Genomic DNA, 13,044 nt, shown 5'->3' with positions numbered 1-13,044 from the left:
AGATGGCCGGCAGGCCAGAGGGGGGTGGGCGGGAACTCGGCGTGGAGTGACTAATGCACCCTAATGCCGCCGCAACACCTTCGGCGCGTGGCCATGCTCCTCCCGGAACGCGCGGGCAAAGCTCGACATCGACGCAAAGCCGCAGGCCAGCGCCACGTCACGCACCATCAGCGTCGAATGTGCCAGGAGATCAGCGGCGCGCTTCAGCCGCAGGCGGCGGTAGTAGCCGTTGGGCGAGATGCTGAGCTCGGAGCGGAAATTGCGTTCAAGCTTGTCGGAGGAGACGCCGAGCCGCCCCGCCAGCTCCGCCATGCCGAGCCGCTCCTCCACCGCATCCTCCATGATGGCGATGGCCGACAGCACCAGTTCGTTCTGGACGCCGGTGCGTAAGCGCAGCGGCATCAGCTTGCGGTCGACGCTGGAGCGCAGCGGGCTGTGCACGAACCATTCGGCGACGCCGGCCGCCAGCTCGGCGCCATAATCGTTGGTGATGATCTCCAGGATCATGTCGAGGCTGCCGACGCCACCGGCCGAAGTGAAGCGCTTGCGGTCGATGACATAGAGATCGCGCCTCAGCTCGATATCCGGAAACGCTTCGGTGAAGGCTGCCTGGCTGGTCCAGTGCAAGGTGCAGGCATGGCCGTCGAGCAGGCCCGCGCGGGCGAGGAAGAACGCCGCATCCGCCACCGCACCGATATGAGCGCCGCCGCGCAGGCTCTTGCGGATCCAGCTCACGGCATCGTGCGCGACGAGATGATCGGCATCGCCGCCCGAGCAGACGACGATGCGATCGACCTTCGGCGCGTCATGGGCGGCAAAGCCGGGCTGGATGACGACGCCGTTCGAGGCCTCGACCGGGCCTTCGGCGGCGCCGACGATGATCCAGCGATAGCAGTCCCGCTTGGCCAGCACGTTCGCCGCGCGCAACGGCTCGATGACGGAGCTGAACGCCATCATCGGAAAACCGGGGAAGACCAGGATGGCGAAGGTGAGGGGGGCTTCGCTTGCCGTCGGTTGGTTGCGTTGTCGGTTGTTCATAGCTTCCGGAGCCGGGAGGATCGGGTCGCTACAATTCAGGCAGAATTGGCCTGGGTCAACGGAATAGCGTGCGGGGGCGCGACACAGAACAATTGTCGCTTGTCGGTGATCCTTCACGCCCCCCTCTGTCCTGCCGGACATCTCCCCCACAAGGGGGGAGATCGGCCGTCACCGCCGTTTTCGTCAATCTTCCAACATTGTAAATGTGTGCGGAGCGCTGAAGCTGCTAATCTCCCCCCTCGTGGGGGAGATGCCCGGCAGGGCAGAGGGGGGCGCTGTCCCGCCGACATCTCGCAAGGTTTCTTGTTACCGGGCTCAACTCGCCAGCGCCTGATCCAGATCCGCAATCAGATCATCACCATCCTCTATCCCGGCCGACAAGCGCACCAGCGAATCGGATATCCCGATCTCCGCGCGTTTTTTCGCCGGGATCGAGCCGTGCGTCATCAGTGCGGGGTGCTCGATCAGGCTTTCGACGCCGCCGAGGCTTTCGGCCAGCGTGAACAGTTGCGTGTGCTCGAGGAAGCGCTTGGTGCCGGCGAGGTCGCGGTCGAGCTCGATGGTGATCATGCCGCCGAAGGCGTGCATCTGCCGCCTGGCGATGGCGTGCTGCGGATGGCTGGGCAGGCCGGGATAGATAACACGGCGGATGTCGGGGCGGCTTTCCAGCCAGTGCGCGATCTTCTGGCCGTTCGACGAATGACGCTCCATCCTCAGCGCCAGCGTCTTCAGGCCGCGCAGCGCCAGGAAACTGTCGAATGGCCCGGAAATGGCGCCGATGGCGTTCTGCAGGAACTTCAGCCGATCGGCGAGATCCTTGTTGTCGCCGACCACGGCGACGCCGCCGACCATGTCGGAATGGCCGTTGAGGTATTTCGTCGTCGAGTGAACAACGATATCGATGCCGAGCTCCAGCGGCCGCTGCAGATAGGGGCTGCAGAAAGTGTTGTCGGCGACCGACAGCACGCCTTTGCGCCTGGCCAATGCCGCGACGCCTTCGAGATCGACGACACGCAGCAGTGGATTGGTCGGCGTCTCGACCCAGAGCAGCTTGGTTTCCGGGCGGATCGCCGCTTCGACCGCGGCAAGATCAGTGAAGTCAACGAAGTCGACCTGGAGGTTGGCCGAGCGCTTGCGCACCCGCTCAAGCAGCCGAAACGTGCCGCCATAGATGTCGTCGGTGGCGACGATGTGGGCGCCGGAATCGAGCAGTTCGAAAATAGTGGCGATCGCCGCCAGCCCCGAAGCGAAGGCGAAGGCGGCTGTGCCGCTTTCGAGGTCGGCCACAGCGCGCTCGAAGGCAAAGCGGGTCGGGTTCTGGCTGCGGGCATATTCAAAACCCTTGTGCACGCCCGGGCTCTGCTGGCCGTAGGTCGAGGTCGCGTAGATCGGCACCATCACCGCGCCCGTCGTCGGGTCGTGGCTCTGGCCGCCATGGATGGTGCGCGTCGAGAAGGCGAGGCGGTTCCTGCCCGATACGGTGGCTTTGACGGTCATCGGGCGCGCCTCAGATGGTTGATCAGGTCGATACGGGTTATCAGGCCAATGAATTCGTGGCCATCGAAGACGATAGCGACCTCGTTGCGGTCGAACACCGGCAGCAGCGCATCCAGCGTCTGGCTGGCCTGCAGCGTGTGCAGGGTAGAGGTCATGGCCGTACTGACCGGGGCCTTGAAGCGGTCCCAGCGGCTATCATAGGGGCCTTCGACCTTGGCCAGGATATCGCTTTCGTCGATGATGCCGACGAGCTTGCCCTCGTCCAGCACCGGCAGCTGCGAAACATCCGAGCGGCGCATGCGGCCATAGGCGTTGAGCAGGCTTTCGTCGGGGCCGACATACACGGTGTCGCCGGTGCGATGCGAGCGCATCACCAGATCGCGCAAATCGCCATGCTGCTCCTGCTCGGCAAGGCCCTGTTCGGCCAACCAGAAGTCGTCGAACACTTTCGACAGATACTTGTTGCCGCTGTCGCAGACGAAGGTGACGACGCGCTTCGGCACGGTCTGCTCGCGGCAATAGCGGAGCGCCGTCGAAAGCAGCGTGCCGGAAGACGAGCCGGCGAGGATGCCTTCCTTCGAAAGCAGGTCGCGCACCGCCAGCATGCTCTGCTTGTCGGGGATGGAATAGGCCTTCCTGACCAGCGACAGATCGGCATTGGGCGGGACGAAATCCTCGCCGATGCCTTCGACGGTCCAGCTTCCGGCCTCTACCATCTTGCCGGTCTTGATCAAAGGCGCCAGCACCGAGCCGACCGGATCGGCCAAAATCATCTCGGTCTTCGGCGAGACTTTCGCGAAATAGCGGCCGAGCCCGGTCAGCGTGCCGCCGGAGCCGACACCGACGACAACCGCGTCGACGTCGCCTTCGAGTTGTTGGAAGATTTCCGGTCCGGTCGTGGTTTCATGAGCCAGCGGATTGGCCGGGTTGGCGAACTGGTTGGCATAGAAGGCGCCGGGCAGCTCGACGGCGATCTTTTCGGCCATGTCCTGGTAATATTCGGCATGGCCCTTGCCGACATCGGAGCGCGTCATGCGCACTTCGGCGCCGAGCGCGCGCAAATGCTGGATTTTTTCGCGCGACATCTTGTCGGGCACGACCAGGATGATGCGGTAGCCCTTGGGGATGCCGACCTGGGCGAGACCAAGACCGGTATTGCCGGCAGTCGCCTCGACGATGGTGCCGCCGCGTTTCAGTTTGCCCTGTTTTTCGGCGGCGGCAATCATCGACAGCGCGATGCGGTCCTTGATCGAGCCGCCGGGATTCTGGCTTTCGAGCTTGATGAACAGCCGGCACTTGCCGATGTCGAATTTGGTCAGCTCGACGACCGGCGTCTGCCCGATCAGATCGAGAACCGAGGCATAGGGCGGGCGCAAGCGGGACGATGCGTCGTCCGGTGCCACGATCTTGTGCTTGCTCATGTCAGATGCTCCGTTGCCAGAATGAGCAACCGCCCTGGAAGACGGCAACCTACCGTCTTTTCCAGCCGTTTGCAGTTGTAAAGAAGATAGATCGTGCCAATCCGGCCGCCAGCAGGGGAATGGAATTTCGCGAAAGCTTCGCCAGCCTCGAGGCTGGGCAAAAGATTTGCAGAACCTGCTTAGGGTTCAGGCGATCGCGGCCTGGGCTTCGATCTCGATCAGAAAATCCGGATTACCGAGGCCGGCGACGCGCAGCACTTTGATGATCGGGGCACGCCGCGGTTTGCCCGGAAGGCCATCCAGGCGCCGAAGGCCGGCCCTATGTCCAGGTCGCCGGCGATATAGACCGAGAGGCTGACGAGGTCTTCAGGCTTTGCCCCACCGGCTTCGAGCACCTTTGCCAGGTTGGAGAGCGCCTAAGCGGTCTGCGCAGCGAGATCGTCCCTGGCGACGATCCGGCCTTGCGCGTCGACCCCATTCTGGCCGCCGACCAGCACGATGCGCGCGGATGGCGGCAGCGACACGCCTTGCGAATAGGCCGAGTTGCTGTGCATGCCCTCGGGGTTCAGCCTTTCGATGGTCACTGCGCTTTTCCTCCTCAGCGAAAACTATACCGCGGCCGCCTGGCCGTCCGTAGGGTCGCACGGCACAGAACGGCAATCGTGCGCCCGTTTCAACGCACCATCTCGTTCGTTGCCGCCGCTGATTCCGCCATGCTACCCGGCGCTGGTCGAACAGCAATGCAAGGAATGGCCGATGAAGATTCTTGCCTATGACAATTTCAAGCCCGGCGTCACGCTCGACGACCTGCGGCCTTATTTGCGCGACGAAGTGTCGAACGTCTGGCGGCTCTGGAAGGCGGGGATCGTGCGCGAGAATTATGCGCGCGGCGATATTGGCGGCGTCATCATCGTGTTCGAGCTCGACAGCGTCGCGGAAGCGCGGCGCTACACCGAGGACTTCCCGCTGTCCAAGGCCGGGCTGCTGGAATGGCACTTCATCGCCTTCGACGCGCCATTGCCGCTGGAATTCCTGTTCGACCCGACCGTCGACATCGCCAAGCCGTGGGACCGGACGGCGGCATGATCCGGTCGCGCGACGGGATCGAAATCCCGGCCAGCCTGGCTGAGTGGTGCGATCCGCGCCGCACGGCGCTGGTGGTCTACGACATGCAGGTCGGCATCTGCCGCCAGGTGGCCGGCGCCGCCACCATCGTCGAGCGCACCGGCACGGTGCTGGAAGCGGCGCGCGTGGCCGGAATGCGGGTGGCGTTCACGCGCCATCTGTCGCTGCCGCGCAAATGGATGGGCGCGACGCAGCTGCGCACCGCCATGGCCTGGCAGCGGCGCGACAGCCCCGACACAGTTGAGCCGTGGTTCCCGCGCGACGCCGAAGCGACGCGGATCGTGCCCGAGCTGGAACCCCGCGATGACGAGGCGGTGTTCGACAAGCTCACGATGTCGGCCTTCGATTCAACCGCGCTCGGCTTTGCCTTGCGCGATTGCGGCGTGCGCACGATAGCGCTCGCAGGCATCGCCATGGAGATCGGCATCGAGCCAACCGTTCGCCAGGCGACCGACAATGGCTTTGTCGCCGTGGTCATCGAGGATGCCTGTGGCTTCGGCAACCGCGAGGCGCGCGACCGCTCGATGGCGACGCTACGCTTCGTCGGCGAAGCCCTCGTCACCGATGTCGCAAGCTTCTGCAGCGCACTTGCCGGTGCGGGTTGAGGGTGGTCGGCTTGCCGGCGCGACCCACCGTTTCACGGAAACGCCGAACCGCTCTATGCCTTTGTTTTCAAGCAATTGCGGACGGAAAACCGCGCAGCACTATGCCCGGAATGGATCTAAGTGGTGGCTGCGCTATCGGTGCGAAAACGCACGCCCTCGGCGCGGCCATGCACGCTTCCCCAGTCGTAGAGCGCCTGAAGCGCGGCGGCGAGATCTTCACCGCGCCCGGTCAAGGCGTAGCGCCCCTTGCCGTCGGGCGACATCTCGAGCGTGACGAAGCCGATCTCGACAAGCTCGGCCAGGCGCTGCGTCAGCATCTTGTCCGAGAGCGAGGGGATCAGCCGGCGCAGGTCCGAATAGCGCATCGGCTGTTCCTTGACGTGCGCCAGGATCACCGTCTTCCATTTGCCGCCGAGCGCGTCGAGCGCGAACTCGACCGGGCAGCCGTAGAGTCTTCCGCGTTGGGTCATGCGCCATGGTAGGCAAGGCATGGTGACGACGGAAGCAGAATTTGCCCGGTGTGGAGATCGTCATCGCCAACCCTGCTGTCTCGACCACCACGGGCTGGCCGGTCGGCTTCTGGCGGAGCTAGCTCCCGCACCCCTGGTTCGCCTTCACCGCGAGGTTATGCGGTCGAGATCTTTTCACCCAACGGCGGCGGTCTTGCATCCGAAATTGCGTCAAGACAAAGGGCGCCTTATCCGAGCAATCGCTTGCTTAGCCGCGCACACTGCACGCGAATATCGGGAATGGCGTCGATCTCGAAGAAGGTGCCGCGCGTCAGCGGCCCGACCGCCAAAATCTTGGCCGATACTGTGCCATCGCCGGCGATGACCTCGCAGTCCGCGGTCACATCGAGGCCGAGCCGCAGCGGATCCGGCCGTGCCAGCCCACGGTCGACCAGCGACCGCACCACGCTGTTCGAGGTGGTCGAGATATCCCTGGCGATGCCGGTGCAATCATAGATGCGGGCGACATCGAACCTTTCGAGGCGCTGCGTGTGGCGGGGCTGGACCTCTACGGTGTAGCCTGCGGCGATGTCGACGATGCGGCCGGCGACAAGCCGGATGCGGCCGGCCTGCACCGCCTCCGTAACGCGGGCGTAGACTTGCGGCGCCATGCGATGGCGGTGGATGTCCCACCACGCCTTGGTGTGCTCGACAAAGCGGCGCTTGGCCGAGGACGGCCAGTTCTGCCAGATCTTCTGGTTGAAGGGCCTCAGACCGTCGACGACGTCGCGCCAGTCGATGCCGGCCTTCTGGTTTTCCCGGATCAGGTCGCGGAACCAGCCGACGAAATAGGAAAGCTGGGTGCCGAGCGGGATATCGGCAACGTCGAGCTTGATGGGATTGCCCTTGCGATGCGGCGAAGGCAGCAGGCCGCGCCGCGACACCGCGACGATGGCGCCGCGATGACCGCGCTGCTCGAGCGACAGAAAGGCATCGACCATGCTCAACCCCGTGCCCAGCACCAGGACTCGGGCTTCGGGGTCGAGCGCGCTGTCGGCCTCGGATCCCATCCTGATCGCGTGGCCCTGCCCCGCCCCCGGCTCCTCGTCATGGCCGGTCGCCAGCACGGCAAGATGCGCAACCACGCTGGTGCCGTTGGCCAGCGCCACCTCGACGCCGGACGCGGTCGGCGAGATCGACAGGCTCTCCTCGCGGATCAGGCGCAGCCGGCCCGTCTGCTGCTCACGCGCCTCGAGCTCGTCGAGCAGCTCCTTGAGATAGCGGGCGTAGACGCTGCGCGGCGCATAGACCGGTGCCTGTTCCGGCGTTGCCAGGCCGCGTTCAAGTAGCCAGCGCGAGAAATTGCCGGGATCGTCGGCATAGGCGCTCATGCCCAACGCGCTGACATTCAGCACATGGGCTGAGAGCAGCGTTGAATAGGCCATGCCTTGCCCAAAATGCGGACGTTTTTCGACCAGGCTGACGCGGAGATCGGGATTGGGCGACTTCAGCAGATGCGCGGCAAGCACGACGCCGCTGGCGCCGCCACCGACAATGATGATCGAAGTTGGAATGATCGAATTTGCGCGTCCGGTCATGCGCGCACCAATTGTCTTGGGAGCCATTGGTTCCGGAATTCTCGGGTCAGGCTTTGTTGATTCAGGCCTGGATTTTCAACGGCACCGAAAGGTCTTCGTCGCCGGCGATGTCGCGCATCTCGGCGAGGCTGCGCTGGTCCAGCACCTCCGCGATGGCCTGCCGGACCTCCAGCATCAGATGTCGGACTTGGCATGTCGCCTCGTTGCAATCTTCGCAGCGCTGATACTGGGTGCGGCTGGCGCAAGGAATGGGGGCAAGTGGCCCGTCGAGCACGCGCACGACGTGCCCGACCTTGATCTCGTCCGCTGGGCGCGCCAGGCGATAACCACCCTCCTTGCCCTTGCGGCTCTGGACGAAACCGGCATTGCGCAATTCGCCAAGGATGGCATCGAGGAACTTTTTCGGAATATTGTTTGCGCGGGCGATGTCGTTGACGAAGGCGAGCTGTCCAACCGGCAGGCGCGCCAGATGAACGAGCGCCTTGAGGCCGTACTTACCTTTTTTCGTGAGCATAACCCGAACGTTTCTCTGTCATGCGATGACCCAAGGCCATCGGTTGCGAAACGCCTGGCGTGCCTCCCCGCCGCGTCCAAGCTGTCACTACAGATAAATTCTAGTGACATGATATACAAGCCAAGAAACGTTGATTTTGTTTCGTTTTCAAGCCGCAATGGCCATTTTGGCCGGGGCTTGTGCCCCTACGAGCACAGGAGCCGCCGCCAATGGGACACCGGCAAACTGGCCGGCGACAGGAATGTCCCGACCGGCCGATAGCAGCTTCTGTCCCTGAATTTGAAGGCCAAAGCATGCCGCGCGCGGCAACAAGGAGGGTGGCGTCGCTCATCGTCCTCTCCAATCCTTCAATGTCCATAAGAATACTAGACTTAACCCCGAGCACAGGAAATTCACTTTCAATTGTTCGGCCGTTCGCAGCATGGATTTGCCGGTGACCGGGCCAAAACGGAAAATTCTTGTTTGCGGCTGATGGCGCAATGACCGGTCGCTCCAACGGACAGCGAAGCCAGAGGCGAGGTGGAGCCAAGAAGGCAATTGAGGTGCTGCGCCATTGTTCAAAGCAGCGACGCAGCGGAGACCCCGAGGATCGATGCCGCTATACTGACCAACGAATGCAGATCCAATAGTGCGCGCCATTCCGTCTCTGTTTCGGCTGACCTGACCGTCAACAGACCTTAGGCCGAGGCCCGCTGCAGCCGCCATATCCGCCTTCGCGCCGGGCCACTGATGGCTTTTTTCCAACAAGACGGCAATGGTTGGAAGGATTTAACTCTACAAGCCTTATAGACTTAGCTGACTATGAGGGAGCGATCCGATTTTTCTCTTTTCAAGGAGCCTTTCATGTCCACCATTTCGCGACGCGTCGTTCTCCTGTCCTCGGCGGCTCTGGCTGGTGCCGGCTTTCTCGGCCCAGCCCACGCGAAGGACCTCAAGATCACTATCGGCTACCAGACGGTCGTCGAACCCTCGAAGGTGCCGCAGGCCGACGGCGCCTATGAGAGCGCGACCAAGGCGGCAATCGACTGGCGGAAATTTGATTCCGGCGCCGACGTGATCGCCGCCGTCGCTTCCGGTTCGGTCGACATCGGTTATGTCGGCTCGAGCCCGCTGGCGGCGGCGGCGAGCCGCGAGCTTCCCATCCAGACCATCTTCATTGTCGGGCTGATCGGCGAATCCGAGGCCCTTGTCGCCCGCAACGGCGCCGGCATCGAGAAGGTCGCCGACCTTGCCGGCAAGAAGGTGGCGGTACCCTTCGTCTCGACGACGCATTACAGCCTGCTTGCGGCGCTGAAGCATGAGGGTGTCGAGCCGAAGTCGGTCGATATTCTCAATCTGCGGCCACCGGAGATCGCGGCGGCATGGGCGCGCGGCGACATCGACGCCGCCTATGTCTGGGATCCGGCACTCGGCCAGATCAAGACGTCGGGCAAGGTCGTGCTGGATTCCTCGCAGGTCGCCGCCTGGGGCGCGCCGACTTTCGACGCCTGGATCGTGCGCACCGACTTCGCCGAAAGGAACCCGGAGGCGGTGCGCGACTTCGTCAAAATGACGGGCGCTGCCTATGCCGAATTCCTGGCCAAGCCGGATCAATGGTCGGTGTCCTCGCCGCAAGCGGCCAAGATCGCCAGGATCACCGGGGCCAAGCTCGAAGACGTGCCGCAACTGCTGAGGGGCTATGTCTTCCCGACGCTCGAGGAGCAGGCCTCGGACAAGTTCCTCGGTGGCGGCACGGTCAAGGCAGTCGAGGCGACGTCGGCCTTCCTCAAGGAGCAGGGCAAGATCGACGCCGTGCTGCCGGATTATTCGAAATACGTGTCGTCGAAATATGTCGGCGAGGCGCTTGCCTCGAATTAGCGACCGCTCAATGCGCGCGTCCTCCCTTCCCTGACGCGCGCGTTGCCTGCAGATTCAGAATATCGGCGACGCCACATGACGCATCTCCTGCTCGACAAAGTCTCGATTCATTATGAAGGCCAGCCGGCGCCGGCCGTCGAACGCGTGTCGATTGACGTCGCCAAGGATGACTTCGTTGTCCTGGTCGGCCGCTCCGGCTGCGGTAAGACCTCGCTGCTCAATGTCGCTGCGGGCCTGGTCGAGCCTGTGCGCGGCAGCGCCACGGTAGGCGGCAGGCCGATCACGGCGCCAGGCTCGGACCGCGCCGTCGTGTTCCAGAACGACGCGCTGTTTCCGTGGCTGACCGCGCGGGAAAATGTCGCCTTTGCGCTCAGGCTGCGCGGCGTCGGGCCAAGTGAACGGGCGCGGCGCGCCGATGCGCTGCTGGCGCTGGTGAAGCTCGACGGTGCCGGCGACAAGCGCATCTGGGAGCTTTCCGGGGGCATGCGCCAGCGCGTCGGCCTGGCCCGGGCGCTGGCGGCCGAGCCGCAATTCCTGCTGCTCGACGAGCCGCTGGGCGCGCTCGATGCGCTGACACGGGAACGCATGCAGACAACGCTGCTCGATCTGTGGACGGCAAGCAATGTCGGCGTGCTGATGGTGACGCACGGCATCGAGGAAGCGCTGGTGCTCGCAACCCGCATCATTGTGCTGGCTCCCGACCCTGGGCGGGTGGTGCGGAGTTTCGAAACCGGCTTCAGCCGGCGCTATGCAGCCGGCGAGGCCATTCGCAGCATCAAGGCCGATCCCGCCTTCGCCGCGGCGCGCGGCGAGCTGACCGATGCGATCTTCGAAGGAGAGGCAGCATGACCGTTACCTCCTATACCGAGCGGCCGCAGCGCTCCAAGGCCGACGACGGAGCCGACGCGCTGTCCGTGCCATGGTCGCGGTCGCGGCCGAGACGCAGCCGCGTTTCGGCCCGCATGGTCAGCGCGATCACTGTTCTGGTGGTGCTGGCGGCGTGGGCACTGTCGGCCCGCCTGCAATTGGTGTCGCCGGTTTTCCTGCCGTCGCCCGTGGCAGTCTGGAACAAATTTGTCGTCGTCGCCCGTGACGGCTTTGTCGACGCGACGCTGCTCCAGCATATCGCCGCCAGTCTGTGGCGGGTATTTGCAGCGCTGATCGCGGCCGTTTTCGTCGGCGTTCCCATCGGGCTGGCTATCGGCATCAGCATCATAGGGCGCGGCATCTTCGATCCGCTGCTCGAATTGCTGCGGCCGATCCCGCCGCTGGCCTATCTGCCACTAATCATTATCTGGTTCGGCATTGGCGAGCCGTCCAAGATCCTGGTGATTGCCATCGCCATGCTGGCGCCGGTCGCGCTGTCGACGGCATCGGGTGTTCGCGGCGTCTCGCAGGAACGCATCAATGCGGCACGCGCGCTTGGCGCGACCCGCACGCAGCTTGTCCGGCACGTGATCCTACCCAGCGCACTGCCCTCGATCCTGACCGGCCTGCGCATCGCGCTTGGCGCCGGCTGGTCGACGCTGGTTGCCGCCGAGCTGGTGGCGGCGACGCGCGGGCTCGGCTTCATGATCCAGTCCGCCGCCCAGTTCCTCGTCACCGACGTGGTGGTGATGGGCATACTGGTGATCGCGGCCATTGCCTTCGTGCTCGAATTCATCATCCGCAGGATCGAGCGGGTGCTCGTCCCGTGGGCGGGGCGGGAGTGACCGGATCGGAGACGTGACGATGCCCCATTCCACCGCTGTGCTGCTTGCGCGTTTCGGCCATTGGCTCCGCCTGATCAAGGCCGGAGACAAACAGCCGCCTGAGGACGAACGCAAAGCGCCGACGCCGGTGCATCTGGACGCGGAGCGCAACCGCTTACCGCCGCGCGACGAAAGTTTCTACTGGGGCTGGCAATACTGGTCGCGGTGACCGGCCGCCACAGGTCCGCTGTGCGCTGCTCTGGCGGGAGCCTGAGGATCGACGCCTGCTCAAACGCGCGAACGGTTCGCCCAGGCCAGGCCGGCCAAGCCAACCAGCGCGGTGACGATGCCGACATAGAGCCATTGCGACTGGCCGGTCATGAAGCTGCCGCCGATAAGGCCGATGCCTTGCAATGACCACAGCACGCCGATGGCGAGCACAATCAACGCCAGCAGATTTTTGATCAATCTCATTGCTAAAACTCCTTTCCAAGTCGATCAGCGGCCGCGCTCCTGCCGGAATGGAACAGCGAAAGAAGCGGCCCGGTCAGGCCAACTTCTACTTAGATGCAAATCTCTGATCTTGTGCAAGACGTGCTGAGGTCGATGCGAAGATCATCAAAGAAGCTGTGCCTTGCTGCGGAAACTCTCTGACAAATTGTTTCGCACCGACTCCAAACGTGTAACATTGTCATGGAACCGACAGATCATTGCCGCATTTGCTGCCTCATTCGCCTCTAACCGCTGCGGGTCTGTCAACGGAGCCAGTCCCCAACACATGAACAAAAGCAACCAGACCGCGCTTGCCGCGGCCATGATCGCGGCTGGCCTGATGGTCGGCGCATCCACTGCCAGCGCCGCCGCTCAGTGCGGCCGTGCCTCCTGGTACTCACTGCATTCCAGAACCGCTTCCGGCGAACGCATGAACCCGTCGGCGCTGACCGCAGCGCATCGCAGCCTGCCGTTCGGCACCAAGCTGAAGGTGACCAACCGCAACAATGGCCGCAGCGTCGTCGTGCGGATCAACGATCGCGGCCCGTTTATCAGGGGCCGCGTGCTCGATCTGTCGAAGGGCGCCGCCAGCCAGCTCGGCTTCATCAGCTCGGGCCATACCGCCGTCTGCATGGCACGCGTCTAACAGTCAGAGCGCCAGGCCGGACACCTCCTCCGACGATCGCACCGATAGGCGTACCCTTGGCTACGCCTTCGCAGGTGCACATTGAGCCGGCTGTTGCCGTTGAAGGCGGAT

General features: G+C 63.9%; 15 protein-coding genes. 7 read left to right on the top strand and 8 right to left on the bottom strand.

Features of this window, described 5'->3' with window-relative positions; genetic code table 11:
* Positions 1–60: 60 nt before the first annotated feature.
* The 4 genes from NKJ93_RS27140 to NKJ93_RS27125 all read right to left on the bottom strand — a co-directional run bounded on the left by NKJ93_RS27140 (position 61) and on the right by NKJ93_RS27125 (position 4,540).
* Positions 61–1,038 (bottom strand): GlxA family transcriptional regulator, encoded by a 978-nt coding sequence (locus tag NKJ93_RS27140; RefSeq protein ID WP_352592237.1) that lies wholly within the window; start codon positions 1,036–1,038, stop codon positions 61–63.
* Positions 1,039–1,353: 315 nt separating this feature from the next.
* Positions 1,354–2,535, bottom strand: coding sequence for a cystathionine gamma-synthase (locus tag NKJ93_RS27135; RefSeq protein ID WP_352481346.1), 1,182 nt, complete (start codon positions 2,533–2,535; stop codon positions 1,354–1,356).
* Entirely contained in the window at positions 2,532–3,956 is a 1,425-nt protein-coding gene (locus NKJ93_RS27130; RefSeq protein WP_352592234.1) for a pyridoxal-phosphate dependent enzyme, read from the bottom strand. The genes NKJ93_RS27135 and NKJ93_RS27130 overlap by 4 nt, the downstream gene beginning before the upstream one ends.
* Before the next feature lie 416 nt (positions 3,957–4,372).
* Positions 4,373–4,540 carry a hypothetical protein gene (locus NKJ93_RS27125; protein ID WP_352592231.1) on the bottom strand — a complete coding sequence of 56 codons (168 nt, stop codon included), beginning with the start codon at positions 4,538–4,540 and terminating at the stop codon, positions 4,373–4,375.
* Positions 4,541–4,712: 172 nt separating this feature from the next.
* Here NKJ93_RS27125 and NKJ93_RS27120 point away from each other — a divergent pair, with 172 nt between their 5' ends.
* Positions 4,713–5,042 (top strand): hypothetical protein, encoded by a 330-nt coding sequence (locus NKJ93_RS27120; RefSeq protein WP_023718782.1) that lies wholly within the window; start codon positions 4,713–4,715, stop codon positions 5,040–5,042.
* A complete protein-coding gene (locus NKJ93_RS27115) occupies positions 5,039–5,686 on the top strand; it encodes a cysteine hydrolase family protein (RefSeq protein ID WP_352592228.1) in 648 nt (215 codons plus the stop codon). The genes NKJ93_RS27120 and NKJ93_RS27115 overlap by 4 nt, the downstream gene beginning before the upstream one ends.
* Positions 5,687–5,802: 116 nt before the next feature.
* Here the strand turns inward: NKJ93_RS27115 and NKJ93_RS27110 are convergent, their stop codons facing one another.
* The 3 genes from NKJ93_RS27110 to NKJ93_RS27100 all read right to left on the bottom strand — a co-directional run bounded on the left by NKJ93_RS27110 (position 5,803) and on the right by NKJ93_RS27100 (position 8,247).
* A complete protein-coding gene (locus NKJ93_RS27110; RefSeq protein WP_352592226.1) occupies positions 5,803–6,156 on the bottom strand; it encodes a winged helix-turn-helix transcriptional regulator in 354 nt (117 codons plus the stop codon).
* 227 nt (positions 6,157–6,383) lie between these two features.
* A complete protein-coding gene (locus NKJ93_RS27105) occupies positions 6,384–7,733 on the bottom strand; it encodes an FAD/NAD(P)-binding protein (RefSeq protein ID WP_352592223.1) in 1,350 nt (449 codons plus the stop codon).
* A 61-nt stretch (positions 7,734–7,794) separates the two neighbouring features.
* Positions 7,795–8,247 carry an RrF2 family transcriptional regulator gene (locus NKJ93_RS27100; RefSeq protein WP_352592220.1) on the bottom strand — a complete coding sequence of 151 codons (453 nt, stop codon included), beginning with the start codon at positions 8,245–8,247 and terminating at the stop codon, positions 7,795–7,797.
* A gap of 843 nt (positions 8,248–9,090) precedes the next feature.
* Here NKJ93_RS27100 and tauA point away from each other — a divergent pair.
* The 4 genes from tauA (at position 9,091) to NKJ93_RS27080 (ending at position 12,024) form a co-directional block, all read left to right on the top strand.
* Positions 9,091–10,104 (top strand): taurine ABC transporter substrate-binding protein, encoded by a 1,014-nt coding sequence (tauA, locus tag NKJ93_RS27095; protein ID WP_352495419.1) that lies wholly within the window; start codon positions 9,091–9,093, stop codon positions 10,102–10,104.
* A 75-nt stretch (positions 10,105–10,179) separates the two neighbouring features.
* Entirely contained in the window at positions 10,180–10,953 is a 774-nt protein-coding gene (locus NKJ93_RS27090) for a taurine ABC transporter ATP-binding protein (protein WP_352481338.1), read from the top strand.
* On the top strand, positions 10,950–11,816 hold the full coding sequence (locus NKJ93_RS27085; protein ID WP_352481337.1) for an ABC transporter permease subunit: 867 nt from the start codon (positions 10,950–10,952) through the stop codon (positions 11,814–11,816). Before NKJ93_RS27090 ends, NKJ93_RS27085 begins: the two co-directional genes overlap by 4 nt.
* Positions 11,817–11,835: 19 nt before the next feature.
* Positions 11,836–12,024: a hypothetical protein gene (locus NKJ93_RS27080; RefSeq protein ID WP_023718773.1), complete on the top strand. Its 189-nt coding sequence runs from the start codon at positions 11,836–11,838 to the stop codon at positions 12,022–12,024.
* A gap of 59 nt (positions 12,025–12,083) precedes the next feature.
* Here the strand turns inward: NKJ93_RS27080 and NKJ93_RS27075 are convergent, their stop codons facing one another.
* The gene (locus tag NKJ93_RS27075; protein WP_023718772.1) at positions 12,084–12,269 is read right to left on the bottom strand and encodes a hypothetical protein; all 186 of its coding nucleotides are present in this window, start codon (positions 12,267–12,269) and stop codon (positions 12,084–12,086) included.
* A 304-nt stretch (positions 12,270–12,573) separates the two neighbouring features.
* Between NKJ93_RS27075 and NKJ93_RS27070 the strand changes: the two genes are divergently transcribed.
* On the top strand, positions 12,574–12,933 hold the full coding sequence (locus tag NKJ93_RS27070; protein ID WP_352481336.1) for a septal ring lytic transglycosylase RlpA family protein: 360 nt from the start codon (positions 12,574–12,576) through the stop codon (positions 12,931–12,933).
* Positions 12,934–13,044: the final 111 nt, after the last annotated feature.

The sequence above is a fragment of the Mesorhizobium sp. M0028 genome, assembly GCF_040323855.1.
Classification (GTDB): Bacteria; Pseudomonadota; Alphaproteobacteria; order Rhizobiales; family Rhizobiaceae; genus Mesorhizobium.
Note: the sequence above shows the minus strand (reverse complement) of the source record. Positions and strands in the feature narration are given on the sequence as shown.

Bases quoted from the DNA above. Each gene is read 5' to 3' on its own strand.
- NKJ93_RS27090 (WP_352481338.1), top strand. From the start codon at position 10,180: ATGACGCATCTCCTGCTCGACAAAGTCTCGATTCATTATGAAGGCCAG.
- NKJ93_RS27110 (WP_352592226.1), bottom strand. From the start codon at position 6,156: ATGACCCAACGCGGAAGACTCTACGGCTGCCCGGTCGAGTTCGCGCTC.
- NKJ93_RS27100 (WP_352592220.1), bottom strand. From the start codon at position 8,247: ATGCTCACGAAAAAAGGTAAGTACGGCCTCAAGGCGCTCGTTCATCTG.
- tauA (WP_352495419.1), top strand. From the start codon at position 9,091: ATGTCCACCATTTCGCGACGCGTCGTTCTCCTGTCCTCGGCGGCTCTG.
- NKJ93_RS27085 (WP_352481337.1), top strand. From the start codon at position 10,950: ATGACCGTTACCTCCTATACCGAGCGGCCGCAGCGCTCCAAGGCCGAC.
- NKJ93_RS27105 (WP_352592223.1), bottom strand. From the start codon at position 7,733: ATGACCGGACGCGCAAATTCGATCATTCCAACTTCGATCATCATTGTC.
- NKJ93_RS27115 (WP_352592228.1), top strand. From the start codon at position 5,039: ATGATCCGGTCGCGCGACGGGATCGAAATCCCGGCCAGCCTGGCTGAG.
- NKJ93_RS27120 (WP_023718782.1), top strand. From the start codon at position 4,713: ATGAAGATTCTTGCCTATGACAATTTCAAGCCCGGCGTCACGCTCGAC.
- NKJ93_RS27135 (WP_352481346.1), bottom strand. From the start codon at position 2,535: ATGACCGTCAAAGCCACCGTATCGGGCAGGAACCGCCTCGCCTTCTCG.
- NKJ93_RS27130 (WP_352592234.1), bottom strand. From the start codon at position 3,956: ATGAGCAAGCACAAGATCGTGGCACCGGACGACGCATCGTCCCGCTTG.
- NKJ93_RS27070 (WP_352481336.1), top strand. From the start codon at position 12,574: ATGAACAAAAGCAACCAGACCGCGCTTGCCGCGGCCATGATCGCGGCT.
- NKJ93_RS27075 (WP_023718772.1), bottom strand. From the start codon at position 12,269: ATGAGATTGATCAAAAATCTGCTGGCGTTGATTGTGCTCGCCATCGGC.
- NKJ93_RS27140 (WP_352592237.1), bottom strand. From the start codon at position 1,038: ATGAACAACCGACAACGCAACCAACCGACGGCAAGCGAAGCCCCCCTC.
- NKJ93_RS27080 (WP_023718773.1), top strand. From the start codon at position 11,836: ATGCCCCATTCCACCGCTGTGCTGCTTGCGCGTTTCGGCCATTGGCTC.